23 protein-coding genes are annotated in these 24,347 nt (G+C 63.8%); 19 read left to right on the top strand and 4 right to left on the bottom strand.

All coding sequences use genetic code 11. From position 1 onward, the window contains the following. Positions 1-38 precede the first annotated feature (38 nt). The 3 genes from oxc (at position 39) to GGD65_RS36045 (ending at position 3,594) form a co-directional block, all read left to right on the top strand. Positions 39-1,772, top strand: coding sequence for an oxalyl-CoA decarboxylase (gene oxc, locus GGD65_RS36055; protein ID WP_183238286.1), 1,734 nt, complete (start codon positions 39-41; stop codon positions 1,770-1,772). 65 nt (positions 1,773-1,837) lie between these two features. Further along, positions 1,838-3,115, top strand: a complete 1,278-nt coding sequence (frc, locus tag GGD65_RS36050) for a formyl-CoA transferase (protein WP_018315863.1) — start codon at positions 1,838-1,840, stop codon at positions 3,113-3,115. A gap of 281 nt (positions 3,116-3,396) precedes the next feature. Further along, positions 3,397-3,594 carry a hypothetical protein gene (locus GGD65_RS36045; RefSeq protein ID WP_018315862.1) on the top strand — a complete coding sequence of 66 codons (198 nt, stop codon included), beginning with the start codon at positions 3,397-3,399 and terminating at the stop codon, positions 3,592-3,594. 74 nt (positions 3,595-3,668) lie between these two features. Here GGD65_RS36045 and GGD65_RS36040 read toward each other — a convergent pair whose 3' ends face one another. From GGD65_RS36040 to GGD65_RS36030, 3 genes are all read right to left on the bottom strand, one after another. Then, positions 3,669-3,893, bottom strand: a complete 225-nt coding sequence (locus GGD65_RS36040) for a hypothetical protein (protein ID WP_018315861.1) — start codon at positions 3,891-3,893, stop codon at positions 3,669-3,671. A 56-nt stretch (positions 3,894-3,949) separates the two neighbouring features. Next, positions 3,950-4,192: a hypothetical protein gene (locus GGD65_RS36035; RefSeq protein ID WP_018315860.1), complete on the bottom strand. Its 243-nt coding sequence runs from the start codon at positions 4,190-4,192 to the stop codon at positions 3,950-3,952. Positions 4,193-4,392: 200 nt separating this feature from the next. Then, positions 4,393-4,602: a cold-shock protein gene (locus tag GGD65_RS36030; RefSeq protein WP_026201564.1), complete on the bottom strand. Its 210-nt coding sequence runs from the start codon at positions 4,600-4,602 to the stop codon at positions 4,393-4,395. Positions 4,603-4,947: 345 nt separating this feature from the next. Between GGD65_RS36030 and GGD65_RS36025 the strand changes: the two genes are divergently transcribed. Further along, complete coding sequence (locus GGD65_RS36025) at positions 4,948-5,637, top strand: hypothetical protein (RefSeq protein ID WP_183238285.1); 690 nt, start codon at positions 4,948-4,950, stop codon at positions 5,635-5,637. 132 nt (positions 5,638-5,769) lie between these two features. Beyond that, the gene (locus GGD65_RS36020) at positions 5,770-6,213 is read left to right on the top strand and encodes an SRPBCC family protein (protein WP_091953031.1); all 444 of its coding nucleotides are present in this window, start codon (positions 5,770-5,772) and stop codon (positions 6,211-6,213) included. A 229-nt stretch (positions 6,214-6,442) separates the two neighbouring features. Here GGD65_RS36020 and GGD65_RS36015 read toward each other — a convergent pair whose 3' ends face one another. Continuing rightward, positions 6,443-7,774, bottom strand: a complete 1,332-nt coding sequence (locus GGD65_RS36015) for an Hsp70 family protein (RefSeq protein ID WP_183238283.1) — start codon at positions 7,772-7,774, stop codon at positions 6,443-6,445. 398 nt (positions 7,775-8,172) lie between these two features. Here GGD65_RS36015 and GGD65_RS36010 point away from each other — a divergent pair, with 398 nt between their 5' ends. The 14 genes from GGD65_RS36010 (at position 8,173) to GGD65_RS35945 (ending at position 24,244) form a co-directional block, all read left to right on the top strand. Beyond that, complete coding sequence (locus tag GGD65_RS36010) at positions 8,173-8,310, top strand: hypothetical protein (RefSeq protein ID WP_018315855.1); 138 nt, start codon at positions 8,173-8,175, stop codon at positions 8,308-8,310. 456 nt (positions 8,311-8,766) lie between these two features. Further along, positions 8,767-9,771 (top strand): tripartite tricarboxylate transporter substrate binding protein, encoded by a 1,005-nt coding sequence (locus GGD65_RS36005; protein WP_183238282.1) that lies wholly within the window; start codon positions 8,767-8,769, stop codon positions 9,769-9,771. Between the two features lie 84 nt (positions 9,772-9,855). Further along, positions 9,856-10,353 carry a tripartite tricarboxylate transporter TctB family protein gene (locus tag GGD65_RS36000; RefSeq protein WP_092256893.1) on the top strand — a complete coding sequence of 166 codons (498 nt, stop codon included), beginning with the start codon at positions 9,856-9,858 and terminating at the stop codon, positions 10,351-10,353. A gap of 42 nt (positions 10,354-10,395) precedes the next feature. Then, positions 10,396-11,895 (top strand): tripartite tricarboxylate transporter permease, encoded by a 1,500-nt coding sequence (locus tag GGD65_RS35995; RefSeq protein WP_183238280.1) that lies wholly within the window; start codon positions 10,396-10,398, stop codon positions 11,893-11,895. Between the two features lie 406 nt (positions 11,896-12,301). Continuing rightward, positions 12,302-13,591 carry an oxalate/formate MFS antiporter gene (gene oxlT, locus GGD65_RS35990; protein ID WP_026201561.1) on the top strand — a complete coding sequence of 430 codons (1,290 nt, stop codon included), beginning with the start codon at positions 12,302-12,304 and terminating at the stop codon, positions 13,589-13,591. 260 nt (positions 13,592-13,851) lie between these two features. After that, positions 13,852-15,186: an oxalate/formate MFS antiporter gene (gene oxlT / locus GGD65_RS35985; protein ID WP_018315850.1), complete on the top strand. Its 1,335-nt coding sequence runs from the start codon at positions 13,852-13,854 to the stop codon at positions 15,184-15,186. Between the two features lie 178 nt (positions 15,187-15,364). Then, entirely contained in the window at positions 15,365-15,793 is a 429-nt protein-coding gene (locus GGD65_RS35980) for a CBS domain-containing protein (protein WP_018315849.1), read from the top strand. A 98-nt stretch (positions 15,794-15,891) separates the two neighbouring features. Then, positions 15,892-16,911: a 2-dehydropantoate 2-reductase gene (locus GGD65_RS35975; RefSeq protein WP_018315848.1), complete on the top strand. Its 1,020-nt coding sequence runs from the start codon at positions 15,892-15,894 to the stop codon at positions 16,909-16,911. An 11-nt stretch (positions 16,912-16,922) separates the two neighbouring features. Beyond that, the gene (locus GGD65_RS35970) at positions 16,923-17,696 is read left to right on the top strand and encodes a fumarylacetoacetate hydrolase family protein (protein WP_049814768.1); all 774 of its coding nucleotides are present in this window, start codon (positions 16,923-16,925) and stop codon (positions 17,694-17,696) included. Positions 17,697-18,439: 743 nt separating this feature from the next. Next, positions 18,440-19,846 (top strand): hypothetical protein, encoded by a 1,407-nt coding sequence (locus tag GGD65_RS35965; protein WP_183238279.1) that lies wholly within the window; start codon positions 18,440-18,442, stop codon positions 19,844-19,846. Between the two features lie 188 nt (positions 19,847-20,034). Next, a complete protein-coding gene (locus tag GGD65_RS35960; RefSeq protein ID WP_018315845.1) occupies positions 20,035-20,232 on the top strand; it encodes a hypothetical protein in 198 nt (65 codons plus the stop codon). Between the two features lie 59 nt (positions 20,233-20,291). Further along, the gene (locus GGD65_RS35955; RefSeq protein ID WP_183238278.1) at positions 20,292-20,942 is read left to right on the top strand and encodes a hypothetical protein; all 651 of its coding nucleotides are present in this window, start codon (positions 20,292-20,294) and stop codon (positions 20,940-20,942) included. Positions 20,943-22,272: 1,330 nt separating this feature from the next. Continuing rightward, positions 22,273-23,247 carry a nitronate monooxygenase family protein gene (locus tag GGD65_RS35950; RefSeq protein WP_183238276.1) on the top strand — a complete coding sequence of 325 codons (975 nt, stop codon included), beginning with the start codon at positions 22,273-22,275 and terminating at the stop codon, positions 23,245-23,247. Between the two features lie 25 nt (positions 23,248-23,272). Then, positions 23,273-24,244 carry a zinc-binding dehydrogenase gene (locus GGD65_RS35945; protein WP_183232644.1) on the top strand — a complete coding sequence of 324 codons (972 nt, stop codon included), beginning with the start codon at positions 23,273-23,275 and terminating at the stop codon, positions 24,242-24,244. Positions 24,245-24,347: the final 103 nt, after the last annotated feature.

The raw sequence follows: 24,347 nt of genomic DNA, 5'->3' as shown, positions 1-24,347 counted from the left end.
AATTCGCCCCGCTATCTGAGACCAGGGAGACAAGGCCCATGCTGAATACCGCGACCAAGTCCGAGGCACCGGGCACCGAGCAGGAGCTGACGGATGGCTTCCATCTCGTCATCGACGCGCTCAAGCTGAACGGCATCAACACCATCTATAATGTGCCGGGCATCCCGATCACGGATTTGGGCCGCATGGCGCAGGCCGAGGGCATCCGCGTGATCTCGTTCCGCCACGAGCAGAACGCCGGTTACGCCGCAGGCATCGCCGGCTACCTCACCAAGAAGCCCGGCGTCTGCCTCACGGTCTCCGCGCCCGGCTTCCTCAACGGTCTCACCGCGCTCGCCCACGCCACCACCAACTGCTACCCGATGATCCTGGTCTCGGGCTCTTCCGAGCGCGAGATTGTCGACCTGCAGCAGGGCGACTACGAAGAGATGGACCAGCTCGCGATCGCAAAGCCGCTGTGCAAGGCGGCCTATCGCGTGCTGCACGCCCAGGACATCGGCATCGGCCTCGCCCGCGCCATCCGCGCTGCGGTCTCGGGCCGTCCGGGCGGCGTCTATCTCGACCTGCCGGCCAAGCTGTTCGGCCAGGTGATGAGCGCCGATGCCGGCCAGAAGTCGCTGGTCAAGGTGATCGACGCTGCGCCCGCGCAGATCCCCTCGCCCGCTTCGGTCAAGCGTGCGCTCGACGTGCTGAAGGGCGCCAAGCGTCCGCTCATCATCCTCGGCAAGGGCGCGGCCTACGCGCAGGCCGACGAAGAGATCAAATCCTTCGTCGAGAAGAGCGGCGTGCCCTTCCTGCCGATGAGCATGGCCAAGGGCCTCCTGCCCGACACCCATCCGCAATGCGCCGGTGCGGCCCGCTCGACCGTGCTGAAGGAATCCGACGTCGTCATGCTGATCGGCGCGCGGCTGAACTGGCTGCTCTCGCACGGCAAGGGCAAGAGCTGGGGCGAAGCGCCCAAGAAGTTCATCCAGGTCGACATCGAGCCGAAGGAAATGGACTCCAACGTCGAGATCGTCGCGCCCGTGGTCGGCGACATCGGCTCGGTCGTCTCTGCCTTCAATCAGGCGATGGGTACGGGCTGGACCGCCCCGCCCGCCGAATGGACCAAGGCGATCTCGTCCAAGCGCGAAGAGAACGTCGCCAAGATGGCGCCGAAGCTCATGAACAACAAATCGCCGATGGACTATCACGGCGCGCTCGGCGTGCTGAAGAACGTCATCAAGGAGTACCCCGAGGCGATCCTCGTCAACGAAGGCGCCAACACGCTCGATCTCGCCCGCGGCGTGATCGACATGTACCGGCCGCGCAAGCGTCTCGACGTCGGCACCTGGGGCGTGATGGGCATCGGCATGGGCCAGGCGATCGCGGCCGCGCTCGAGACCGGTCACCCCGTGCTCGCAGTGGAAGGCGACTCGGCCTTCGGCTTCTCCGGCATGGAGGTCGAGACCATCTGCCGCTACAACCTTCCGATCTGCGTCGTGATCTTCAACAATGACGGCATCTATCGCGGCACCGACGTCAACGGCGCCAACGCCGATCCGGCAACGACGGTATTCGTCAAGGGCGCGCGCTACGACAAGATGATGGAAGCCTTCGGCGGCGTCGGCGTGAATGCCACCTCGCCGGACGAGCTCAAGCGAGCCGTCAACGAGGCCATGAAGTCCGGCAAGCCGACGCTCATCAACGCGGTGATCGATCCGGCCGCGGGCTCGGAGAGCGGCCGCATCGGCAATCTCAATCCGCAGAGCGTTCTGCAGAAGAAGAAGTAAGTCCACCCCTCAACCCTTAATTCCCTGCGGTTGGCGGGGGCAGACACAGAGTACGGAGCAACACGATGACCAAAGCGCTTACGGGCGTTCGCATTCTCGACTTCACCCACGTTCAATCAGGACCGACCTGCACGCAGCTGCTCGCCTGGTTCGGCGCCGACGTGATCAAGGTGGAACGTCCGGGCGTGGGTGACATCACCCGCGGCCAGCTGCAGGACATCCCGAACGTGGACAGCCTGTATTTCACCATGCTCAACCACAACAAGCGCTCGATCACGCTCGACACCAAGAACCCCAAGGGCAAGGAAGTCCTCACCGAGCTGATCAAGAAGTGCGACGTGCTGGTGGAAAACTTCGGCCCCGGCGTGCTCGACCGCATGGGCTTCCCCTGGGAGAAGATCCAGGCCATCAACCCGAAGATGATCGTCGCCTCGATCAAGGGCTTCGGCCCCGGACCGTACGAAGACTGCAAGGTCTATGAGAACGTCGCGCAGTGCACCGGCGGCGCCGCTTCCACCACCGGCTTCCGCGACGGTCTTCCGCTCGTCACCGGCGCGCAGATCGGCGACAGCGGCACCGGCCTCCACCTCGCGCTCGGCATCGTCACCGCGCTCTACCAGCGCACCGTCACCGGCAAGGGCCAGAAGGTTACGGCTGCGATGCAGGACGGCGTGCTCAACCTCGCCCGCGTCAAGCTGCGCGACCAGCAGCGCCTCGCCCATGGCCCGCTGAAGGAATACAGCCAGTACGGCGAAGGCATTCCGTTCGGCGACGCCGTGCCGCGCGCCGGCAATGATTCCGGCGGCGGCCAGCCCGGCCGCATCGTCAAGTGCAAAGGCTGGGAGACCGATCCCAACGCCTACCTCTATTTCATCACCCAGGCGCCGGTCTGGGAGAAGATCTGCGACGTGATCGGCGAACCCGGCTGGAAGACCCATCCCGACTACGCCAAGCCGCCGGCCCGGCTGTCGCGCCTCAACGAGATTTTTGCGCGCATCGAGCAGTGGACGATGACCAAGACCAAGTTCGAGGCGATGGAAATCCTCAACAAGGACGACATCCCCTGCGGCCCGATCCTGTCGATGAAGGAGATCATCGAGGACCAGTCGCTGCGCGCCACCGGTACCTTGGTCGAAGTCGACCACCCCACCCGCGGCAAGTACATTTCGGTCGGCAACCCGATCAAGCTGTCGGATAGCCCGAGCGACGTCGAGCGCTCCCCGCTGCTCGGCGAGCACACCGACGAGATCCTGCGCTCCGTGCTCGGCTTCAGCGACCACCAGGTCGCCGACATCCACAAGTCCGGCGCGCTCGACCCGCCGCAGAAGCAGGCCGCGGAGTAAGCGGACCTATCAGTGAACGACGAAAGGCCGCCGGTTTCGGCGGCCTTTTTGTTTCGGACCGAAGGAACTGAACCACGCGCCGGCCGTTACTCCTTCGACCGGCATGCTCTCAGAAGTGCGAACGTGCCGCCTCCACGGCGAGTGACCAAACCTCGCGCCAAACCGCCCAACACTGAAGGATTGTCCACCCTCCCGTTCAGAGGGTGACTAATCCGCTCGCAAGCGGGTGGCGTCGCGTTCGGCGCTCGCGGGCCACGCCCATTGATCGAAGTGAGGTCGAAATGTTGAGAGATCAATCCTCTGATCGGGCCAGGCGTGAAGCCAACAAGGCGTTCAAGCCTGTCAAGACGCAGAAGCCCATGACTGACTATGCGAAGCACCAGCACTCCCTCAACGAGAACCGCGAGCGGCTCAAAGCAGAGCGATTGGCCCGCGAGGCAAAGTCGAAAGAGCTGCTCGAAAAAGGCTTGCCCGAATAGGAAGCGCCCCGTCGCTGGTTACGATCTGACATCCGGCCGGTTGAAAGCCGCCGAAATCGGCGCCGGATAGCCACCTAGAGCATCGAGAGAACGACGATGCCGTCTTCGAGTTCCCCGGACGCCAGCCGGGTTCGCGCGATGCGCTCGAACTCGGTGCGGTGCTTCTGAAGATAGCTGAAAGCCTGTTTCTGCGTTTGGAACGTGGTCGCGAGCCGGCACATCTGCCGGCCTGCGCCAAGCGCCAGGAAAAAGGTGATTGTGCCACCGCCGTCCGACTTGGCTCTAGGCACGACCCGCACTCTTCGGCATGTGACCGGTCCTCTCCAGATTTCGTCGGCGGCGCTGCTGAAGTCGACTATTGCGGCGGCTTCTTCTTGCGCTTCGTCGGGGTTGGTGCCGGTAACGATGCGCGAAGAGTTGCATCGGCCGCTTCCTTGGCTTCGCGCAGTTCGCGAAGCCTTGCCATGTTCTTGCGAACGTCCACCGCCTGCTTTTCGGCATCCGCCATCGCGCGTGCTCCTTCCTCGGCCGCCAGGCGCTGGCGGTTGGAACGCGCGATGCCTTCGGGTGACGGTTCTGCCGATTTCCTGGCGCTCATCCTTCACCCTGCTCCGAATAGACAAAACCCGCTCAATCCTTACGATCGAGCGGGCAGCGTAACCGTTTCAGTACATCCGTGAAACGGTACCAAAGCGCGATGCGATCACGATGAACCGTCATCGCGCTTCTAGATTGTTGTCTAAGCATGATCCCTTCGGAAAACCGCTGCGCAGTTTTCCGGATCATGCTTTAGCGAGCTCAAGCCAGCGAGAGATTCTCAGCGCTGACTTTGCCCCGCATCTTGTCGGTCTTGGCCTCGAAGTTGACCTTTTGGCCTTCAGCGAGACCCGCAAGACCAGCCCGCTCGACCGCGCTGATGTGAACGAACACATCGTTGCCGCCGTCGTCGGGCTGAATGAATCCAAAGCCCTTCTGGCCGTTGAACCACTTCACGGTACCTGTCGTCATTTTCTTCTCCAAAGCGCGCAAGCGCACATTCCGCGTGACGCTCACGCAGAACCAATTCAATTCGTCGATGTCTATGGAAAAGGAGCCCGCGGGCGCATTCAACAAGGCACAGCGGCTGAACGAACGAATTCAGGGTATACCCCACCATCCCCACTTGCAAGGCTTGGCCAAGCTTAATTGCACCAGGGACCTCGGCGGAACAGTCCCAGGTTTGAGGCGACTACGCGGAGCCTCCCTCTGGCGAAACGGATTAGGTCTGAACGAGGAACGGCAGCGGAATCGTGGCTTCCGTTGACGAGGCGTAGACATTCGGGCTGATCTTGCTGCTCAGGATGGGAGGTCACCATGTCACTACTGGGCAAGGCCGCCGTCGCGATGTGGTGGAGCGTTCGCCCCGAGCAGCGCACCGAGTTCGGCGACTGGCATTCGCATGAACACTTCCAGGAGCGGATGAGCATTCCCGGCTTCCGGCGCGGGTCGCGCTGGACCAGCACGACGGACGCCGAAGGTTTCTTCGTGCTCTACGAGCTCGAACAATACGAGGTCCTCACGTCGAAGGGATATCTCGACCGGCTCAACGCGCCAACGCCGTGGTCGACCAGGATGATGCCGCATCATCTCGGCATGGTCCGCAGCCAAAGCCGGATCGTCGCGAGCTTTGGCGGAGGTGTGGCGACCTCGCTTGCCACCATCAGGCTGTCGCCGGAAGCCGGACGGGATGCGCAATTGCAGACGCGCCTGTCGGAAACGCTCAGCGCATTGGCGCTGCAGCCGGGGCTGACAGGCGCCCACCTCCTCTTCACCGACACGCCTCGCACCAGCGCGCCCACGACTGAACAACAGATCCGCGGCAAGGACGGCGCTGCCGACTGGATCGTGCTGCTCTCAGGCTACGATGCCGATGTGGTTGAGGCTGTGATCGCCAGCCCGCTTTCGCCAGGAAAGCTTGGCGATCTCGGCGCACAGAACAATGCGACGATCGGCCGCTACAGGCTGGCATTCACGATGACGCCACAGGATGTCGCAGCGACCTAGCAACCCGGCCAGAAGGACCGTCGACAAAAAAACGAGATGCCATGTCGGATCGGCGCCTTCCCGGTCGTCCTCGTGACATGAATGGGCCATAGACGCCAATCTCGGGCCCATCAATCACTGAGGATAACAACCATGCCCAGCACGATCCGCCTGCACCGCGTTCTCGCCACCAGCCCGCAAAAAGTCTATCGCGCTTTCCTGGAGGCCGATGCGATGGCGAAATGGCTGCCGCCGAACGGCTTCACCTGCACCGTGCATCATTTCGAGCCCAAGGTCGGCGGCACGTTCAAGATGTCGTTCCGGAATTTCACGACGGGCAACAGCCATTCGTTCGGCGGCGAATATGTCGAGCTCGTGCCCGGCGAACGTCTCCGCTACACCGACAGGTTCGACGATCCCAACCTGCCCGGCGAAATTCAGGTCACCGTGATCCTGAAGAAGGTCTCGGTTGGCACCGAGATCGACATCACGCAGGCCGGCATCCCCGACGTGATCCCGCCGGAGGCCTGCTATCTCGGGTGGCAGGAATCGCTGCGCAATCTGGCGAAGCTCGTCGAGCCGGAGATCAATCAGTAGCGACGGCGTTGGTGCCGTAGGGTGGGCAAAGGCGCAACTGCGCCGTGCCCACGCTCTTTCCGATACGGCGACAGACGCGTGGGCACGCTTCGCTTTGCCCACCCTACGGCACTGGTCGAGCCGATGCGCCGTTCTACCCACGCCGTCATTGCGAGCGTAGCGACAATCCAGAGACTTTCCGCGGAGGGATTCTGGATTGCTTTGCTGCGCTCGCAATGACGGAGAATCGTTAAGCCCCCGCCTTCGCCTCGAGCCCGCCGCCGGCAGTCCAGCGGTCCGGGTTGGGGCTGTGTCCGATCAAGGCGAGCCCATAGGCGATCGACTCGAACTGGTCGCCCGACATCAGCCGTTCGTTGCCGAACCGCTCGGCGAACAGTTTTCGGACCGCCGGTACGAAGGACGTGCCGCCGGTCAAGAACACCTTCTCGATCTCGCGCGCGGTGATGCCGGCTTCGGCCAGCACCTTGTCGACGGTGGCCCCGAGCCGGGCGATGTCGTCGGCAATCCAGGATTCGAAATTCTTCCGCGTGATGGCCGCGCCGATGTCGACGCCGCCGCCCTTGAAGCGGAAATCCACCTCGTCTTGGGCCGACAGCGCGACCTTGGCATTTGACACTGCACGGTACAGCGAAAAGCCGAGGTCGAGATCGACGATGGTGATGAAATCCTCGAGCAGTTTCGGCTTCAGCGCGGTGCGCGCAAGCTCTCTGAGCTCGCGCAGATCGCCGTTGCTCTTCATCATCGCCAGTTGATGCCAGCGCGCGAGGTTGGTGTAATGGCCGCTGGGGATCGGCAGCACCTTGTCGAAGGAGCGGAAGCTGGAGCCCTTGCCGAGCCGCGGCGAGACGACGTGGTCGACGATCCGGTAATCGAACGTGTCGCCGGCGATGCCGACGCCGGCGTGGCCGAGTGGCTCGGCGCGAAGGCTGCCGCCCGCGCGCGAGAAGCGCATCACGGAGAAATCGCTGGTGCCGCCGCCAAAATCCGCCACCAGCACGGTGGCATCGCGCTCCAGCCTTCGGGCAAAGGAGAACGCCGCGCCCACGGGCTCGTAGACGTAGCGCGCATGGCCGGCGCCCAGGCGCTCGAACGCGGCGCGGTAGCGCTGCATCGCCAGCTCTTCATCGGGATTGCCGCCGGCGAAGCGCACCGGGCGGCCGACCGTGATGGTCGAGGTCTCGAAGCCGAACCTGTCGCCGCCATGGCGCGCCAACGTCCGCAGGAACGCCGCCAGAATATCCTCGAACTTGAAGCGCTGCCGGAACACTTGCGTGGTGTTGAAGCTGCTGCTCGCCGCAAACGTCTTGAACGATTGCAGGAAGCGGTAGACGTGGCGTCCTTCGAGGAATTGCTCGATCGCCCAGGGGCCGCCTTCGGCCTGGGCACCGGCGCCCGGCCGGTCCTCCCAGAAGCACAAAGCCGATACATAGACGCTATGGCGCTGTCCGCCGTGGTCGAAGCGGATGGCCTCGACCCGGCGGTCGTCCGCGGCAAGGGCGACGACCGTATTGCTGGTCCCAAAATCGATGCCGATCGAGACGGCGGGCGAGGCGCTCGACATGAACCACTCTGACAGATGATTGGAAGGGGGCAGACCACTAGCGACTTTGACCTGCCCTGCCAAGCCTTGCCCCGCCAAGAAAGCCCTTGCCCTGCAAAGCCCTCGGCCATTGAGGCTCGCGTCAGGTTCGCGCCGGAGGGCACCGTTTTCCGCTTCAATCGTATGAATTTGCCTCTGATCGGTGTGCTTTCGGCGTCCGAAGATGGCGTCTAAGACGGAAAAGCCTCTTTTGGTGGGCCTTTTAAGCCCGAACCGGCCGGATTAACCCGGCATTATGCTGCAATGCGGGACTTTGTATGCTGCTATGCAAACAAGCGCATAGACAGTGGCATCTGGTATACATAGTTTCATCCCCAGACGAGACGCCAAGACTGATCGTCTCAAGAAAGGGAATTCCAATGTCCAAGACCGCTTCCGTCGCTTTCGCCCCCTCCTCCTCGCTGTTCAGCCGCTTTATGGCTGCGGTCGATCGTTTCCTGATGGCGAGCGCCGCGATCTCGAACCACAACGGCGACCTGCCGCGTTTCGGCCTGTAAGAAAGGCCTTTCTCGCGCAGCCGAAACGGCGCGCGGCCGGCAATCGCAGGCGCTACGTTTGATAATGGCCCCCTCGTCGGGGCCATTTTCTTTTCGTCCCGCTTCGCCCGCGAACACAACTGCGACGATTGGTCCGCCGATCTGGCCAGCTGTCCAATTGTGAGCCAGCTGGTATCTCGCATACCATTCGACAACCAAAAACGATTGCACGACCAAGGTGCTAGATGGGGATGCAGAGCGCGGGACAGGAACGGCCAAGGACATGGCACGTTTGCCAATCATGGCGGAGCCTTAGCCCAAAGGAGCGGATGTCGCGCCTTGTCCCCGCTCATAAACTTCTGGTTGGTGAGGCTGCAATGGGAGATCGACCGCAAAGGTGACCCCAAGCGTGTGAATCCGGATGGGCTGACGCGAGCCGGCAAAGAACGGCCGCGTTTCGACAGGGAGTGAAACGAGATGAAGTCATTCGTTCTGAATGTCGCTTTGGCGGCAATGGCGATGTCGTGCGCAGGCAGCACCGCAAGTTTTGCGGCTTGGGAGCCGGTTCGTCCGGTCGAGTTCATCGTGCCCGCGGGCACCGGCGGCGGCGCCGATCAGATGGCACGAACCATCCAGGGCATCGTCACCAAGCATAATCTCATGAAGCAGCCGCTGGTCGTCATCAACAAGGCCGGCGGTGCAGGCGGCGAAGGCTTTCTCGACGTGAAGACGTCGTCGGGCAATCCGCACAAGATCATCATCACGCTCTCGAACTTGTTCACGACGCCGCTGGCGACGGGGATTCCGTTCAACTGGAAGGATTTGACTCCGGTCGCGATGCTGGCGCTGGATGAATTCGTGCTCTGGGTGAATGCCGAAAAGCCGTACACCAGCGTCAAGGATTATGTCGACGCCGCGAAGAAGGCACCAAGCGGCTCGTTCAAGATGGGCGGCACCGGCTCGAAGCAGGAAGACCAGATCATTACGGTCGGCATCGAGAAGGCAATCGACGCGAAGTTCACCTACATCCCCTACAAGGGCGGCGGCGAGGTCGCGGTTCAGCTCGTCGGCAATCACGTCGATTCCACCGTAAACAATCCGATCGAGGCGGTCGCGCAATGGCGCGGCGGCAAGCTCCGTCCGCTCTGCGTCTTCGACGCCCAGCCGATGGCCTATGACGAGCCGATCGCCGAGGGCAAGGCCTGGAAGGATATTCCGACCTGCAAGTCGCAGGGCCTCGCGATGGAATATCTCATGCTGCGCGGCATCTTCATGTCGCCCAAGGCCACCAAGGATCAGGTCGAGTATTACGTCGAGCTGTTCAAGAAGGTTCGCGCCACGCCGGAATGGCAGGATTTCATGAAGAGCGGCGCCTTCAACACGACCTTCCTGACCGGGGCTGACTACGCCAAGTGGATCGAGGCGGAGGAGAAGCGGCACGAGGGCTTGATGAAGGAAGCCGGTTTCCTCGCATCGAATTGAGCCACGGCATCGATGACGGCCGAGGATGCTGTCGTCCTCAGGCCGTCGGCGAATGCGACGACTGCATTTCTGCGCGGAGGTCTCATGACTGAACGATCCGGATCCGAATCTGGCCCGGCACACAAGACGATGGAAATCGGCATGGCGCTGTTGATCGGCGCCTTTGGTCTCGTCGTGATCTTCGGCAGTCTGAAGGCCGGCATCAACTGGGGCGCGGAGGGTCCGCGAGCCGGGTTCTTCCCCTTCTATGTCGGCGCCGCAATCGTCGGCGCCAGCGCCATCAACCTGTGGCACGCGCGACGCGACGACGACGGCCGCCTGTTCGCGGAATGGGGACAGCTTCGCCAGGTCATGAGCGTCGTCGTACCCACCGCGATCTATGTCGGTTCGATGCCGTTCATCGGCCTCTACATCGCCTCGATGGTCTTCATCGCCTGGTTCATGCGCTGGCTCGGCGGCTATCGCTGGCTGACGGTCATCGCGGTGGCGGTCGGCATGCCGGTGGTGACCTATCTCGTTTTCGAGCGCTGGTTCCTGGTTCCGCTTCCCAAGGGGCCGTTCGAGGAATGGCTCGGTCTGTAAGGGCCACGCATTCATTCAATTGCTGCTGCAGGACGTATCGATATGGAAGAGTTGGCCAATCTATTTCACGGCTTCGCGGTCGCCCTCCAGCCCTATAACATCATGCTGATGATCATCGGCATCACGCTCGGGGTCATCATCGGCGTGCTGCCGGGGCTCGGGGGCGCCAACGGCGTGGCAATCCTGCTTCCCCTGACCTTCAGCATGCCGCCGACATCGGCGATCATCATGCTGTCATGCATCTACTGGGGCGCATTGTTCGGCGGCGCCATCACCTCGATCCTTTTCAACATCCCCGGCGAGCCCTGGTCCGTGGCGACCACCTTCGACGGCTACCCGATGGCGCAGCAGGGCAAGCCCGGCGAAGCCCTGACCGCCGCCTTCACCTCCTCCTTCGTCGGCGCGCTGTTTGCCGTCATCATGATCACGCTGGTCGCGCCGCTGGTCGCGGGCTTTGCGCTGCGATTTGGTCCGGCGGAGAAGTTCGCGGTGTACTTCCTCGCCTTCTGCAGCTTCGTCGGCCTCAGCAAGGAGCCACCGTTCAAGACCATCGCGGCGATGATGATAGGCTTCGCACTCGCGGCCGTCGGCCTCGATTCGATCACCGGGCAATTGCGGCTCACCTTCGGCGTCACCGAGCTGCTCAACGGTTTCGACTTCCTGATCGCCGTGATCGGCCTGTTCGGGATCGGCGAGATTCTGCTGACCATGGAGGAAGGGCTCGCCTTCCGCGGCGGCAATGCCAGCATCAACCTTCGCGTCGTGCTTCAGACCTGGCGCGAGCTGCCCACCTACTGGATGACCTCGCTACGCTCCTGCCTGATCGGCTGCTGGATGGGCGTCACACCCGCCGGAGCGACGCCGGCCTCCTTCATGAGCTACGGCATCGCCAAGCGCCTGGCGCGGCGCGGCAACAATTTCGGCAAGGGCGAGATCGAAGGCGTGATCGCGCCGGAGACGGCCGCGCATGCGGCGGGCACCTCGGCGCTGCTGCCGATGCTGTCGCTCGGCGTGCCCGGCTCGCCGACGGCTGCCGTGCTGCTCGGCGGCCTCCTGATCTGGGGCCTGCAGCCGGGCCCGATGCTGTTCGTCGAGCAGAAGGAATTCGTCTGGGGCCTGATCGCCTCGATGTATCTCGGCAACCTCGCCGGCCTCATCGTCGTGCTCACCTGCGTGCCGCTCTTCGCCGCGATCCTGCGCGTGCCGTTCGGCATCATCGCCCCGCTGATCCTGGTGCTGTGCGCGATCGGCGCCTATTCGGTGCACAACAGCACCTTCGACGTGATGCTGATGCTGGTGTTCGGCGTGCTCGGCTATCTCCTGAAGAAGTGCAACTACCCGCTCGCACCTCTCGTGCTCGCCATCGTGCTCGGCGACAAGGCGGAGGAAGCCTTCCGCCAATCGCTGCTGGGATCGCAGGGCTCGCTCGGGGTGTTCTTCTCCAACGGCCTCGTCAGCACCATCATGGCGCTCGGTCTGGTCGCCCTGTTCTGGTCCGCGATCCAGGAAGGCTACAGCCGGCTGCGCATGTCGATGGCGTGAGGCGGGCGCCGGCGCAATCGGCGTCGGCGGCCGCCGTTGAACCCGGCCATGCGGCCAAACTTCTGGAATACAGAATTCCACGACTGAGCAGTCACGCCACAGCCGCGCACCGATGTGCGAGGGGGCCGCGCGCTCGACCGACCCAGAAGCTGAAAATTGTGGATGCGTAGGTTCCCACCAGCTGCTTGCGGCTTCGCCGCAACGGGGAAGACTTCTCACGAAATCAATGCGTTGATCACAGGCCGAAAGCGAATTGGGCTTTACAATCGCCCAGCCATGGCGCATGTGATAAAGCCGCGATATTTCGCCGCACCCTCCAGTCCTTCGCTTGAATCTTGGCATAATGAATACCAGGATGCGACCAGCGCACGCATAAAAATGATCGGCGCCTTCGGGAGGGTTTTTTATGACAGACATGGTGCAGTCAACAGCGGCCCCAAGCGTCGCGCGCGTCAGCGACGCCTATCGCTGGACGCAGTTGGCAGTTGGCGTCGCCGCGATGGTGATGATCGCCAATTATCAGTACGGCTGGACGTTCTTCGTCCCTGACATCCAGAAGAAGTTCGGCTGGGATCGCGCGTCGATCCAATGGGCCTTTACACTCTTCGTCCTGTTCGAGACCTGGCTGGTCCCGGTCGAAGGATGGTTCGTCGACAAATACGGTCCGCGCATCGTCGTGCTGGTCGGCGGCGTGCTCTGCGCCATCGGCTGGGCGATCAACGCCCAGGCCACCTCGCTCAATGGCTACTACCTCGGCATGATCATCGCCGGCATCGGCGCCGGCGGCGTCTACGGCACCTGCGTCGGCAACGCGCTGAAGTGGTTTCCGGACAAGCGCGGTCTTGCCGCGGGCATCACCGCCGCGGGCTTCGGTGCGGGCTCCGCGCTCACCGTCGCGCCGATCCAGGCCATGATCAAGGACAGTGGATTCCAGACCACCTTCCTCTATTTCGGCCTCGGACAGGGCATCATCATCTGCATCCTCGCCTTCTTCCTGCTCGCGCCGAAAGCAGGCCAGGTGCCGACCGTGGTGGCCAATGCCAACTTGCTGCAGACCCGGCGCAACTACCAGCCGACCGAGGTGCTGCGTCAGCCGATCTTCTGGCTGATGTACTTCATGTTCGTGATCGTCGGCGCCGGCGGCTTGATGGTGACGGCCAACCTGAAGCCCATCGCGGCCGACTGGAAGGTCGACAACGTGCCGGTCACGCTGATGGCGGTGACGATGACGGCAGTGACGTTCGCGGCCACCATCGACCGCGTGCTCAACGGCCTGACGCGTCCGTTCTTCGGCTGGATCTCCGACATGATCGGCCGCGAGAACACGATGTTCATCGCCTTCGGCATGGAAGGTTTCGGCATCTGGATGCTCTACCTCTGGGGCCACGATCCGATCTGGTTCGTGCTGCTCTCGGGCTTCGTGTTCTTCGCCTGGGGTGAGATCTACTCGCTGTTCCCCTCGACCTGCACCGACACGTTCGGCGCCAAGTTCGCGACCACCAATGCCGGCCTGCTCTACACCGCGAAGGGCACCGCCGCACTGCTGGTCCCGATCGGCAACTACATGCAGCAGTCGTCGGGCACGTGGGACAGCGTGTTCATCATCGCGGCCGGTGCCAACATCCTGGCTTCGCTGCTGGCGATCGCGGTGCTCAAGCCCTGGCGCAAGGTCGTGGTGGCCAAATCGACCATCTGACACGCTCCATCACAGCTCTTCATCAAGCAGACGCCCGGCCTCACGGCCGGGCGTTTTCGTTTTGGCGACGTCTTGCAGCGCCGTTCCCCTCCAATGGAACCGCAGATTTGTGACAATCCGCCGCAGTTAGGGCTTGCATTCTGGAATATGGTATACCAAGCTTCGCGCCGCGCTTGCGACGATAAGCCACAACATTTGCGACACTGGGTCATCTTGCCATCCAAAGTCGCGATCAATCAGGCGCGTTGGGAGGTTTCTTGATGATTTCCAGCACGGACGGCGCCGTCACGGCCGCGCCTCTTCGCACCGGTTTCCGTTGGCTCCAGCTCGTCATGGGCATCGTCTGCATGGCGATGATCGCCAATTTGCAATATGGCTGGACGCTGTTCGTCGATCCGATCGATGCGGCCCACCACTGGGGACGCGCTGCGATCCAACTCGCCTTCACCGTCTTCGTCGTCACCGAGACCTGGCTGGTGCCGATCGAAGCCTGGTTCGTCGACAAATACGGCCCGCGCATCGTCGTCATGTTCGGCGGCGTGATGATCGCGCTGTCCTGGATTCTCAATTCCTATGCCGACAGTCTCACCCTGCTCTACGCGGCCGCGATCATCGGCGGCATGGGCGCGGGCGCGGTGTACGGCACCTGCGTCGGCAACGCGCTGAAATGGTTTCCCGACCGCCGGGGCCTTGCCGCCGGCGCGACCGCCGCCGGCTTCGGCGCCGGCGCCGCGCTCACCATCGTGCCGATCGCGACGATGATCGCATCGAGCGGCTATCAGCACGCCTTCTTCACCTTCGGCATCGGCCAGGGCGTGATCGTGTTCGTGCTCGCCTTCTTCATCCAGCCGCCGCGGCTCTCGATCCCGCCGAAGAAGAAGCAGCTCAACCTGCCGCAGACCAAGATCGACTTCACCCCGCCGCAGGTGCTGCGCAGCCCTATTTTCTGGGTGATGTATCTCGTCTTCGTCATGGTCGCATCCGGCGGCCTGATGACCGCGGCGCAGATCGGCCCGATCGCGCACGACTTCAAGATCGCCGACACCCCGGTCACGCTGGCCGGCTTCCAGATGGCGGCACTGACCTTCGCGATCTCGCTCGACCGCATCCTCGACGGTTTCGGACGCCCCTTCTTCGGCTGGGTCTCCGACACGATCGGCCGCGAGCACACCATGTTCATCGCCTTCGGCACCGCGGCGCTGATGCTGCTGACGCTGTCGGCTTACGGCCATGTCCCGGTCGTGTTCGTGCTCGCGACCGCGGTGTATTTCGGCGTGTTCGGCGAGATCTACTCGCTGTTCCCCGCGACCTGCGGCGACACCTTCGGCTCGAAATTCGCGACCACCAACAACGGCATGCTCTACACCGCGAAGGGCACCGCCTCCCTGCTCGTCCCGCTCGCCAGCGTGATCTCGGCGACCTACGGCTGGAAGGCCGTGTTCGTGGTCGCCGTCGCCTTGAACGCGACGGCGGCGCTGACGGCGCTGTTCGTGATCAAGCCGATGCGCCGCTCCTTCATCCTCGGCAAGGAAGTCGAGAGCGCGAACACCGCAACCGGCAGCGCCAAGACCACTGCAAAGACCGAGACGGCGTAGCCGCCACTTACATTGCAGGGATCGACCCAAGGGGCGCAGCGATGCGCCCCTTTTCTTTTTCGCGCACGGCAAACGTCAGTATTGCTGTCGCAAGATTTTTCGGATCGCCCAAACCAGCGCTTGACGATTGGCATTATGTATACCACACTTCTCGCAACATTCACCCAGGGAGGTTGCAATGCTGGTCGGAGACATTCTGCGCAAGAAGACGCCGCGCGTTGTCACGGTGCGAATGAACGAAACGGTGGGTATCGCCGCCAAGCTGATGCGCGCCAACAACATCAGCGCTCTCGTGGTCAAGGACGTGGTCCGCTCCGAGGGTAATACCGCCGTCGGCATGTTCACCGAGCGCGACGTGGTGCGCGCCGTCGCCGAGCACGGCGCGAATGCCGTCAACGTCAAGGTCTCGCAGCTCGTCTCGGTGCAGCAGCTGGTGTCCTGCAGCTCCAGCGATACGATCGAGCAGGTCCGGCATCTGATGAACCGGCATCACATCCGCCATTTGCCGGTCATCGACGATTACAGCCTCGTCTCCGTCATCAGCATGCGCGACATCGCAGCTGCCATGGACGAGGCCATCAACGGCAAGCCGCAAGCGGCAGCCTGAAGCGACGCACACTTCCCCTGTGACTACCGGCCGGCTCGGACGCGTTCGAGCCGGACCGGATCTTTCGTCCCAAAATTCCGGTCTCCCGCGAGGATTTCATGAAGATCTGCATCTACGGCGCCGGCGCAATCGGCGGATATCTCGGGGTTCAGCTTGCGCGCGCAGGCGCCGATGTCAGCCTCATCGCGCGCGGCGCGCACCTTGCCGCAATGCGCGAGCGCGGCCTGACGCTGCTCGCGGGCGAGGAGAAGCACACCGTGCATCCGCGCTGCACCGACGATCCCGCCGAGCTCGGCGTGCAGGACTACATCATCATCACGCTGAAGGCCCATTCCATCACCGGCGTGATCGAGAAGATGCAGCCGCTGCTCGGACCGCACACCCGCATCGTCACCGCCGTCAACGGCATCCCCTATTGGTACTTCTACAAGCACGGCGGCCAATACGAGAATTCGACGCTGGAGAGCATCGACCCCGGCGGGCGGCAGTGGCGCGAAATCGGCGCCGAGCGCGCCATCGGCTGCATCGTCTATCCCGCCACCGAGATCGAGGCGCCCGGCGTGATCCGCCACGTCTACGGCAACAACTTCCCGCTCGGCGAGCCCTCCGGCGAGATCACCAGCGACGCGCAGCGCCTCGCCGATCTGTTCGTCGCGGCCGGGCTGAAGGCGCCGGTGCTCGACCGCATCCGCGACGAGATCTGGCTCAAGCTGTGGGGCAATGTCTGCTTCAACCCGATCAGCGCGTTGACCCATGCAACGCTCGACGTGATCTGCACCGATCCGTCTACCCGTGCGCTGTCGCGCGCGATCATGGTGGAGACGCAAGCGATCGCCGAGACCTTCGGTGTCAAATTCCGCGTCGACGTCGAGCGCCGCATCGAGGGCGCCCGCAAGGTCGGCGCGCACAAGACCTCGATGCTCCAGGATCTCGAGCGCGGCCGCCCGATGGAGATCGATCCGCTCGTCACCGTGGTGCAGGAGATGGGCCGCCTCACCGGCATTGCGACGCCCGCGCTCGATTCCGTGCTGGCGATGGTGACCCAGCGCGCCCGCATCGCCGGGCTCTATGACGGCGTTTCGACGCCGTCAGATCCCCGCGCACTGGCGGTGGCGTGATGGCGGGCGAGATGAAGCAGTGGCTGCGCTTCCGGAATAATGGCGCGACCGGTTTCGGCACGCTGACGCCATCGGGCATCAGCGTGCACGAGGGCGAGATGTTCGGCCGCAACACCGCCACCGGCAAGATCCTGGCACTGTCGGAGGTCGAGCTGCTGGCGCCTTGCGCGCCCAGCAAGATCGTCGCGCTCTGGAATAATTTCCACGCGCTCGCCGCCAAGCTGAACCAGCCCGAGCCGCCGGAGCCGCTTTATCTGCTCAAGGCCACCACCACCATCACGACGCCGGGCGCCGTGATCCGCCGTCCCTCCTATTACGACGGCAAGACCACCTATGAAGGCGAGCTCGGCATCGTCATCGGCAAGACCTGCGCGCGTGTCTCCCCCAGCGAAGCCAACAGCTTCATCTTCGGCTATACCTGCGTCAACGACATCACCGCCAACGACATCCTGACCAGCGACCCTACCTTCCCGCAATGGGCCCGCGCCAAGGGCATCGACGATTACGGCCCGTTCGGTCCCGTCATCGCAACCGGCCTCGATCCGGCCAAGCTGACCGTCCGCACCATCCTCAACGGCGCGGAGCGGCAGAACTACCCGATCTCCGACATGATCTTCTCGGCGCAGCAGCTGGTCAGCAAGATCTCCCACGACATGACCCTGCTCCCCGGCGACCTCATCGCCGTCGGCACCTCGGTCGGCGTCGGCGTGATGAAGGAGCCGGTCAACACCGTCACCGTCGCGATCGACGGCATCGGCGAGCTCACCAACGAGTTTCGGCTGTAGCCGCGAACACCGTCCCGTAGTCCGGATGAGCGCAGCAACATCCGGGACGGCTCTTCGCTTGGTCCCGCATGCGCTACGCTCGTGCGGGCTACTCACTTATTCTCGCTGCAGCGCGGCAAAATTGATCCGGCGCAAATCGCGCCAGCACGACCGCCTTATCCTTCCCGGCAGTCAATTTCTGACGCCAGGGAGGATGCCATGACGAATGCAGGTAATGCACTTTTGTGGACAGCTCTGTACTTTGCTCTCGCGTTCGGTGCGATCTTCGCGGTCTGGTTCGCCGACAAGATGCGCTCGAACTTCCTCGGGAAATGATAGCGCGCTCGGCGCCGCAGTCCGGATGAGCCAAGCGACATCCGGGACGATTCTTCGCATGGTCTCCCATGTCGCTCCGCTCATGCGGGCTACTAATGCTGCTCGCTCCGTCATGGCCGCGTTTGTTGTTTAGAGTCCGGGGACATGGCTGACACCTGTTCGGACACATCACTGACAGGTTGGCCGGGCCTTCGCCGCGCCGAAGCGGCTTCGGCCGCGCAGGCGGGACAAGCCCGGGCATGACGCGTGTGTGGGGAACGTCTGTCCGGGAAAACCCGGCACTCCCCGCGCCGCCTCCACCCATAGGCCCAACGCAACCAGCCGTGGATCACGCCGCCCGAAACAGCCTACAAGCCTCTCCGCCCCTTGCGCCCGGTTCCGCTCTTGGCAATCATGGCGAAAATGTGCGCCGGCGTGAGGAATTCACGATGTGGCTGTTTTTCCTGGTTGCCTGGTTCGGCCTGTTGGCCATCGTCGCGGTCTTCGCCCAGCAGGCGCTCGGTCACGACTTCAGTCACCTGCCCGCCTGGTTCGCGGGCCTGCCGGTGCCGCAACGCGTCGCGACCGGAGTCTTCCCCGCCCTCGCCCTGGCCCTGATCGGCGCTTCAGCCTGGCGGCTGTCGCGCCAGGACCGCAGCCTGAAGACGCTGCGTGACCGGCTCAAGAAAACCCGCGAGGACGTCGTCGTCGCCCACGCCCTGCAAAACCATCTCGACGCCACCGTCCAGCATTTGATCGAGAGCGACCCGAGGGAGGCGGTCTCCGCGCTCCACGACAAGCTGGGCGAGACCGAGCAGCGCGCGCTGCTCCAGCAGGGGCGCAACCAATCCACCGACATGCACGACCAGCTCGCCGAAATCCGCGGTCGCCAGCAGCACCTGCGCGACATGGTCGGCAAAATCGCCGAGCAGCGCCACGCGGTCGAGCCGATCTTCACCGAGATCCGCGACCGCCAGAATCAGCTCGAACGCTCCCTGCACGATCTCGAGACCGACGATCGCAAGAACAACCTTGCCGACCGGCAAAGGGACATCGCGCGCGACGTGGCGGCGCTTCTAGGACGGGTGAACAGCGTCCAGGAGACATTTGCGACCCTCAACCAGTACAAGGAGGATCTGGCCAAATCCCACGCGGAGCTGGTGCCGCTGCGGTCAACCGACGCCGGCATCAACGCCCTGATCGGGGAGCTCAGCCTCGGCCACGAGCGCCTTGCCAAGTCCATCGACGAGCTCGAGACCGGCGGCGAGACACCGCTTCCCACGCGCGTCGAGACGCTGTCGAAGAACAAGATCGAGATCGAGCAGCGCCTCGCCCGCATCGACGACAGCTTCAACATTCTCAAAAGCATCCGGCTCGACTTCGAAGAGCTCGGCCAGCGCCAGGCCCAGCTCGAACGCTCGCTCGCCGACGTCGAGACCGACCCCGACGGCAAGACCCTTGCCGACCGGCAGAACGCGCTGAACGATTTCGTCCTGCAGTCGCGCCAGCGCCTCGGCGCCCTGCAGGAGACGCTGGCGACGCTGAACGCCTTCAAGGCGGAGCTGTCGAAATCGCAGGCCGACCTCGTCCCGCTGAAGGCGCCGGTGTTCGGCATCGAGGCCCTGATCGCGGAGGTCGGCAGCACCCGCGACCTCCTCGCCAAAACCGTCGGCGAGATCGAGGCGAACGGCGACGTCACCCTCACCTCGCGCGTCGACGCGCTCACCAAGAGCAAGCGCGAGGTCGAAGACCGCCTCGCCCGCATCTTCGACAATTTCAACGCGCTCGATGCCTTGCGCAAGGACATCGGCGGCATCTTCTCGACGATCAGGAATAGCCTCAACCGGATCGGGTGAGTTGCCGCGTAGGACTGACAGCAGCACTCCGAAACATCCAGACACATCACATCTGTGCGTGTCAGAGATATGCCGCCAACATGTCCCGCGCGCGCCGCAACTTGGTCGCATTCGGCCGCCCTTCTGTGAGGCGTGTCTGGGGGGCACGGCACTGCCGTGTTTGGACCAAACCTTCTAGGGGTATCGCTGTGAAGAAGATTGTAATTGCTCTGGGTGCCACGCTTGCTCTGGTGACGGCTGCGAACGCTGCGGATCTGCCGCGCCGCCAGCCCGTGCCGGTCTATCCGGCCGAGCAGGCGCCGATCGGCAAGATGCCGATTGGCAAGAGCCCGGTTGGAAAGGCCCCGATCGGCAAGGCGCCCGGCCCGGTCGCTGCGCGCTACTGACGCGCAATAGAGACCAAGCGCAAAACTAGCGTAAGCGGCTGACAGTCGAGGGGCACAGCGTGGCGAACAAACCTGATCGATCGGGATCCTGCATCCTTGCGGGGTTCGCCCTCGCGGCCATGATCGCGTGTACGACGCCCTCGGCCTCGGCCCACGAAGCGAACAAGCGCGTTGCCGATGCCAACGCGCTTGCCACGACCGGCTCCACATCGCGGCCTCAGCCGCAAGCGGCGCGGCGCTCCGTCGCGCGTGTGGAGAAAGGTCCCTATTACGTCGACTTCCGCGCCCGCACGGCCGCGAGCTGGGGCCACGCCTTCGTCTGGTACGGCAAGACCAGCGAGAAGGCGGTCGAGGTCGCAGGCCTCACGCCCGCCGGCGACACGCTGGCTTACGTGCTCGGCCACATCACCTTCGTGCCGTCGGAGACCGGTGCAAGCTACGGCGATCTCGATCCGGAATATCTGACCGCGAGCTACCGGGTCTATCTGAACGAGGCCGACGCCAAGCGCGTGTTCGCCTATATCAAGAAACTGCAGGCGAGTTCGCCGGTCTGGAACGCCGAGACCACCAATTGCACCGGCTTCATCGGCGACATCGCCGAGTTCATGGGCCTGAAGGTCCCGTATCGCTGGCAGCGCCCGGAAAACTTCGTCAACAGCCTGAAGGACATGAACGGCGGCCGCCAGATGGTGCGGCTGTCGGCGGAGTAGCTGCCCTGTAGCGGCGGCCTCGTAGCCCGGATGGAGCGAAAGCGAAATCCGGGACCGCCTTCGCTTGTCGCACAGGCCCCGGATTGCGCTACGCTCCATCCGGGCTACGAACCGCCGCCGTCACCTCCGGCGTCATTGCGAGGCAAGCCCTTGCGACGAAGCAATCCAGAGTGTTTCCGCGGAGGGATTCTGGATTGCTTCCGCCTTCGCCAAAGGCTTCGGCGGACAAGTCGCTGCGCTCGCAATGACGGTGGTTGACGCAGCGGTGCGCATAGCGCTCCGGCACGTTCGGAGCACCCTCGCCCGTCGGGCAAAACACCCTGCCAATTTCTCTACTCCGCCTGTCAAGCCCGCCCGCCAAAATATTCCACTTTACCGAAATTCGGATTTGTCGTACACACAAGCCACCCTGGCCCGAGACAAGGGGCGGATCGCGATCGTCACGAACCGCGGGCCGGGGTGCGATGGACGCGACGGCGTCGGGCGCGAGCAGCATTGCAGGGCGGGAAACCGTGAGCAAAGCGCTTCGCGCATACGACCCGGCGCCGACAGCGTCTTCGCATGGCTTCGGGCGTGAGCACGCGCCAGCACTCGAAGCGACATGCGAAGACGTGCGCGGACGGTCAAGTCGTGTGGTCCTGACGCCCGGGGTCTGTGCGTCAAGTCCTGCGGTGATGTGGCGGCCAACCGGTGCGCGCATCAGTCATCCGCAAGGCGACGGGGGCAATAGTGCATCGCTCCCCGGGGAGAGCACGAAGTACGCCGTAAACCATCGCGCAGGGGAAGGCCGGGCGTTCGGCTCACCTGTGGTCCACCCCGTGTGCATCTTTTTCGCGCACGGACTTACGGGTGCCAGCCGGTGCCCGGCCTTCCCTGCGCCCTTGTCTTTCATGAGGGCAACGCGACGAAGCAAAACTCGGGCGCAGATGCCGCGAGAGCGCGAAGGTGTGTCTGCGATGAGCACAAACTGCTTATTGCCGCGGGTCCAAATCTATGATCGTCACCCTGAGGTGCGCGCTCAGGGGCGCATCGCGCCACTGAGCAAGCCTCGAAGGGCGACAGCCCGGCTTTCGCAGCGTGGCCGTTCATCCTTCGAGGCTTGCTGCACCTTGCTTCGCACCGTGCAGCTCGCACCTCCAGCGACAGCCGCTTCGCGGTTGCGCGGGGATGACGGAACAAAATTATCCGCCCCGCGGAATCATCCCCACCTCCCGCATGATCGCCCCGCCCCCACCGCACGCCCGCGCAATAGACATTTCCCGACCCGGGCGGCATCCTCCACGCATCAACCGACAACAGAGCGCCCCGCGAGGCGCGGGGGAAACACATCATGTTGCAGAGCGTCGAGCACCCGATCGTCCAGGGCGGCATGCAATGGGTCGGCCGCGCCGAGCTGGTCGCCGCCGTTGCCAACGCCGGCGCGCTCGGCTTCATCACGGCGCTGACCCAGCCGACGCCGCAGGATCTGACCAAGGAGATCGCGCGGTGTCGCGACCTCACCGACAAGCCGTTCGGCGTCAACCTCACCATCCTGCCCGCGATCAAGCCGCCGCCCTATGCCGAATACCGCGCCGCCATCATCGAGGCCGGGATCAAGGTGGTCGAGACCGCCGGCAACAAGCCGCAGGAGCACGTCGACGAGTTCAGGAAGCACGGCGTCAAGGTCGTGCACAAATGCACCAGCGTCCGCCACGCGCTCTCGGCCGAACGCATGGGCGTGGACGCCATCTCGATCGACGGCTTCGAATGCGCCGGCCATCCCGGCGAGGATGACACGCCCGGCCTGATCCTGATCCCCGCCGCCGCCAACAGGATCAAGATCCCGATGATCGCCTCGGGCGGCTTTGCCGACGCCCGCGGCCTCGTCGCCGCGCTGGCGCTGGGCGCCGACGGCATCAACATGGGCACGCGCTTCATGGCGACCAGGGAAAGCCCGATCCACCAGCTCATCAAGGAGAAAATCGTCGCCAATGACGAGCGCGAGACCGAGCTGATCTTCCGCACCATGCGCAACACCTCGCGCGTCGCCAAGAACGAGATCTCGACCAAGGTCGTCGCGATGGAGAAGGAAGGCGCGAAGTTCGAGGACATCCGCGAGCTGGTCGCGGGGGCCCGCGGCAAGATGGTCTATGCGACCGGGAATTCCGACGAAGGCATCTGGTCGGCCGGACAGGTGCAGGGCCTGATCCAGGACATCCCGACCTGCGCCGAGCTCATCTCCCGAATCGTGCGCGAGGCGGAAGCGATCATTCGTAGCCGGCTCGAAGCCATGATCGTTCAGCCGCAACGCGAAGCCGCCGAATAATCACCGCAAGAAGCGAGAGCAATCCATGAAGGCTTACGTCTACGGCCCTGAGGGCGCTAGGATTTCCGACGTCGCTCAACCAAAGCCGAAAGGCACGCAGGTGCTGGTACGCGTCCGCGCCTGCGGGCTGAACCGCGCCGACACCGGCATGCGCAAGGGGCACGCCCATGGCGCGGCCGGGGGTGCCGGCACCGTGCTCGGCATGGAATGGGCCGGCGAGGTCGCCGAGCTCGGTCCGGATGCCAAGGGCGTCAAGATCGGCGACCGCATCATGGGCTCGGGCGGCGCGGCATTTGCCGAGTACACGCTCGCCGATCACGGCCGGCTGTTCCGCGCGCCCTCGAACATGAACTTCGAGGAAGCCGCCACCCTGCCCGTCGCGCTCGCGACCATGCACAACGCCGTCGTCACCGTCGGTGGCGTGCAGGCGGGCCAGAGCGTGCTGATCCAAGGCGCCAGCTCCGGTGTCGGCCTGATGGCGATGCAGATTGCAAAACTCAAGGGCGCAAAGCTCGTGATCGGCTCGTCGACCGACGCCACGCGCCGCGGCCGGCTGAAGGAGCACGGCGCCGACCTCGCCGTCGACAGCTCCGATCCGAAATGGGTCGACGAGGTGCTGAAGGCGACGAACGGTGAAGGCGTCGACCTCATCGTCGACCAGGTCTCGGGCAAGGTCGCGAGCCAGAACCTTGCGGCGACCAAAGTGAAGGGCCGCATCGTCAATGTCGGCCGGCTCGGCGGCACCCATGCCGATTTCAACTTCGACCTGCACGCCGCGCGCCGCATCGACTATGTCGGCGTCACCTTCCGCACCCGCACCATCGAGGAGGTCCGCGAGATCTTCGAGGAGGTCAGGAAGGACATCTGGGGCGCGGTGGAGTCGCGAAAACTGCAGCTGCCGATCGACCGGGTGTTCGCATTCGACGACATCGACCAGGCGTTCGAGCACATGGAGGCGAACAAGCATTTGGGGAAGATCGTGGTGACGGTGCCGTAGAGCGCCGACAGCGGTCCCGTAAGGGTGGGCAAAGCGAAGCGTGCCCACGATCTGTATCCATCACGGACGAATGGTGGGCACGGCGCCAACGCGCCTTTGCCCA

This window comes from Bradyrhizobium sp. CIR18, assembly GCF_014198295.1.
Taxonomy (GTDB): Bacteria; Pseudomonadota; Alphaproteobacteria; order Rhizobiales; family Xanthobacteraceae; genus Bradyrhizobium.
Note: the sequence above shows the minus strand (reverse complement) of the source record. Positions and strands in the feature narration are given on the sequence as shown.

What these genes read in the sequence shown, in the direction of transcription:
- GGD65_RS36010 (WP_018315855.1), top strand. Translation starts at nt 8,173, where the DNA reads ATGTCCAAGACCGCTTCCGTCGCTTTCGCCCCCTCCTCCTCGCTGTTC.
- GGD65_RS35950 (WP_183238276.1), top strand. Translation starts at nt 22,273, where the DNA reads ATGTTGCAGAGCGTCGAGCACCCGATCGTCCAGGGCGGCATGCAATGG.
- GGD65_RS35975 (WP_018315848.1), top strand. Translation starts at nt 15,892, where the DNA reads ATGAAGATCTGCATCTACGGCGCCGGCGCAATCGGCGGATATCTCGGG.
- GGD65_RS35980 (WP_018315849.1), top strand. Translation starts at nt 15,365, where the DNA reads ATGCTGGTCGGAGACATTCTGCGCAAGAAGACGCCGCGCGTTGTCACG.
- GGD65_RS36015 (WP_183238283.1), bottom strand. Translation starts at nt 7,774, where the DNA reads ATGTCGAGCGCCTCGCCCGCCGTCTCGATCGGCATCGATTTTGGGACC.
- GGD65_RS36030 (WP_026201564.1), bottom strand. Translation starts at nt 4,602, where the DNA reads ATGACGACAGGTACCGTGAAGTGGTTCAACGGCCAGAAGGGCTTTGGA.
- oxlT (WP_026201561.1), top strand. Translation starts at nt 12,302, where the DNA reads ATGACAGACATGGTGCAGTCAACAGCGGCCCCAAGCGTCGCGCGCGTC.
- GGD65_RS36000 (WP_092256893.1), top strand. Translation starts at nt 9,856, where the DNA reads ATGACTGAACGATCCGGATCCGAATCTGGCCCGGCACACAAGACGATG.
- GGD65_RS36035 (WP_018315860.1), bottom strand. Translation starts at nt 4,192, where the DNA reads ATGAGCGCCAGGAAATCGGCAGAACCGTCACCCGAAGGCATCGCGCGT.
- GGD65_RS36020 (WP_091953031.1), top strand. Translation starts at nt 5,770, where the DNA reads ATGCCCAGCACGATCCGCCTGCACCGCGTTCTCGCCACCAGCCCGCAA.
- GGD65_RS35945 (WP_183232644.1), top strand. Translation starts at nt 23,273, where the DNA reads ATGAAGGCTTACGTCTACGGCCCTGAGGGCGCTAGGATTTCCGACGTC.
- oxc (WP_183238286.1), top strand. Translation starts at nt 39, where the DNA reads ATGCTGAATACCGCGACCAAGTCCGAGGCACCGGGCACCGAGCAGGAG.
- GGD65_RS36005 (WP_183238282.1), top strand. Translation starts at nt 8,767, where the DNA reads ATGAAGTCATTCGTTCTGAATGTCGCTTTGGCGGCAATGGCGATGTCG.
- GGD65_RS35995 (WP_183238280.1), top strand. Translation starts at nt 10,396, where the DNA reads ATGGAAGAGTTGGCCAATCTATTTCACGGCTTCGCGGTCGCCCTCCAG.
- oxlT (WP_018315850.1), top strand. Translation starts at nt 13,852, where the DNA reads ATGATTTCCAGCACGGACGGCGCCGTCACGGCCGCGCCTCTTCGCACC.
- frc (WP_018315863.1), top strand. Translation starts at nt 1,838, where the DNA reads ATGACCAAAGCGCTTACGGGCGTTCGCATTCTCGACTTCACCCACGTT.
- GGD65_RS36025 (WP_183238285.1), top strand. Translation starts at nt 4,948, where the DNA reads ATGTCACTACTGGGCAAGGCCGCCGTCGCGATGTGGTGGAGCGTTCGC.
- GGD65_RS36045 (WP_018315862.1), top strand. Translation starts at nt 3,397, where the DNA reads ATGTTGAGAGATCAATCCTCTGATCGGGCCAGGCGTGAAGCCAACAAG.
- GGD65_RS35965 (WP_183238279.1), top strand. Translation starts at nt 18,440, where the DNA reads ATGTGGCTGTTTTTCCTGGTTGCCTGGTTCGGCCTGTTGGCCATCGTC.
- GGD65_RS35970 (WP_049814768.1), top strand. Translation starts at nt 16,923, where the DNA reads ATGAAGCAGTGGCTGCGCTTCCGGAATAATGGCGCGACCGGTTTCGGC.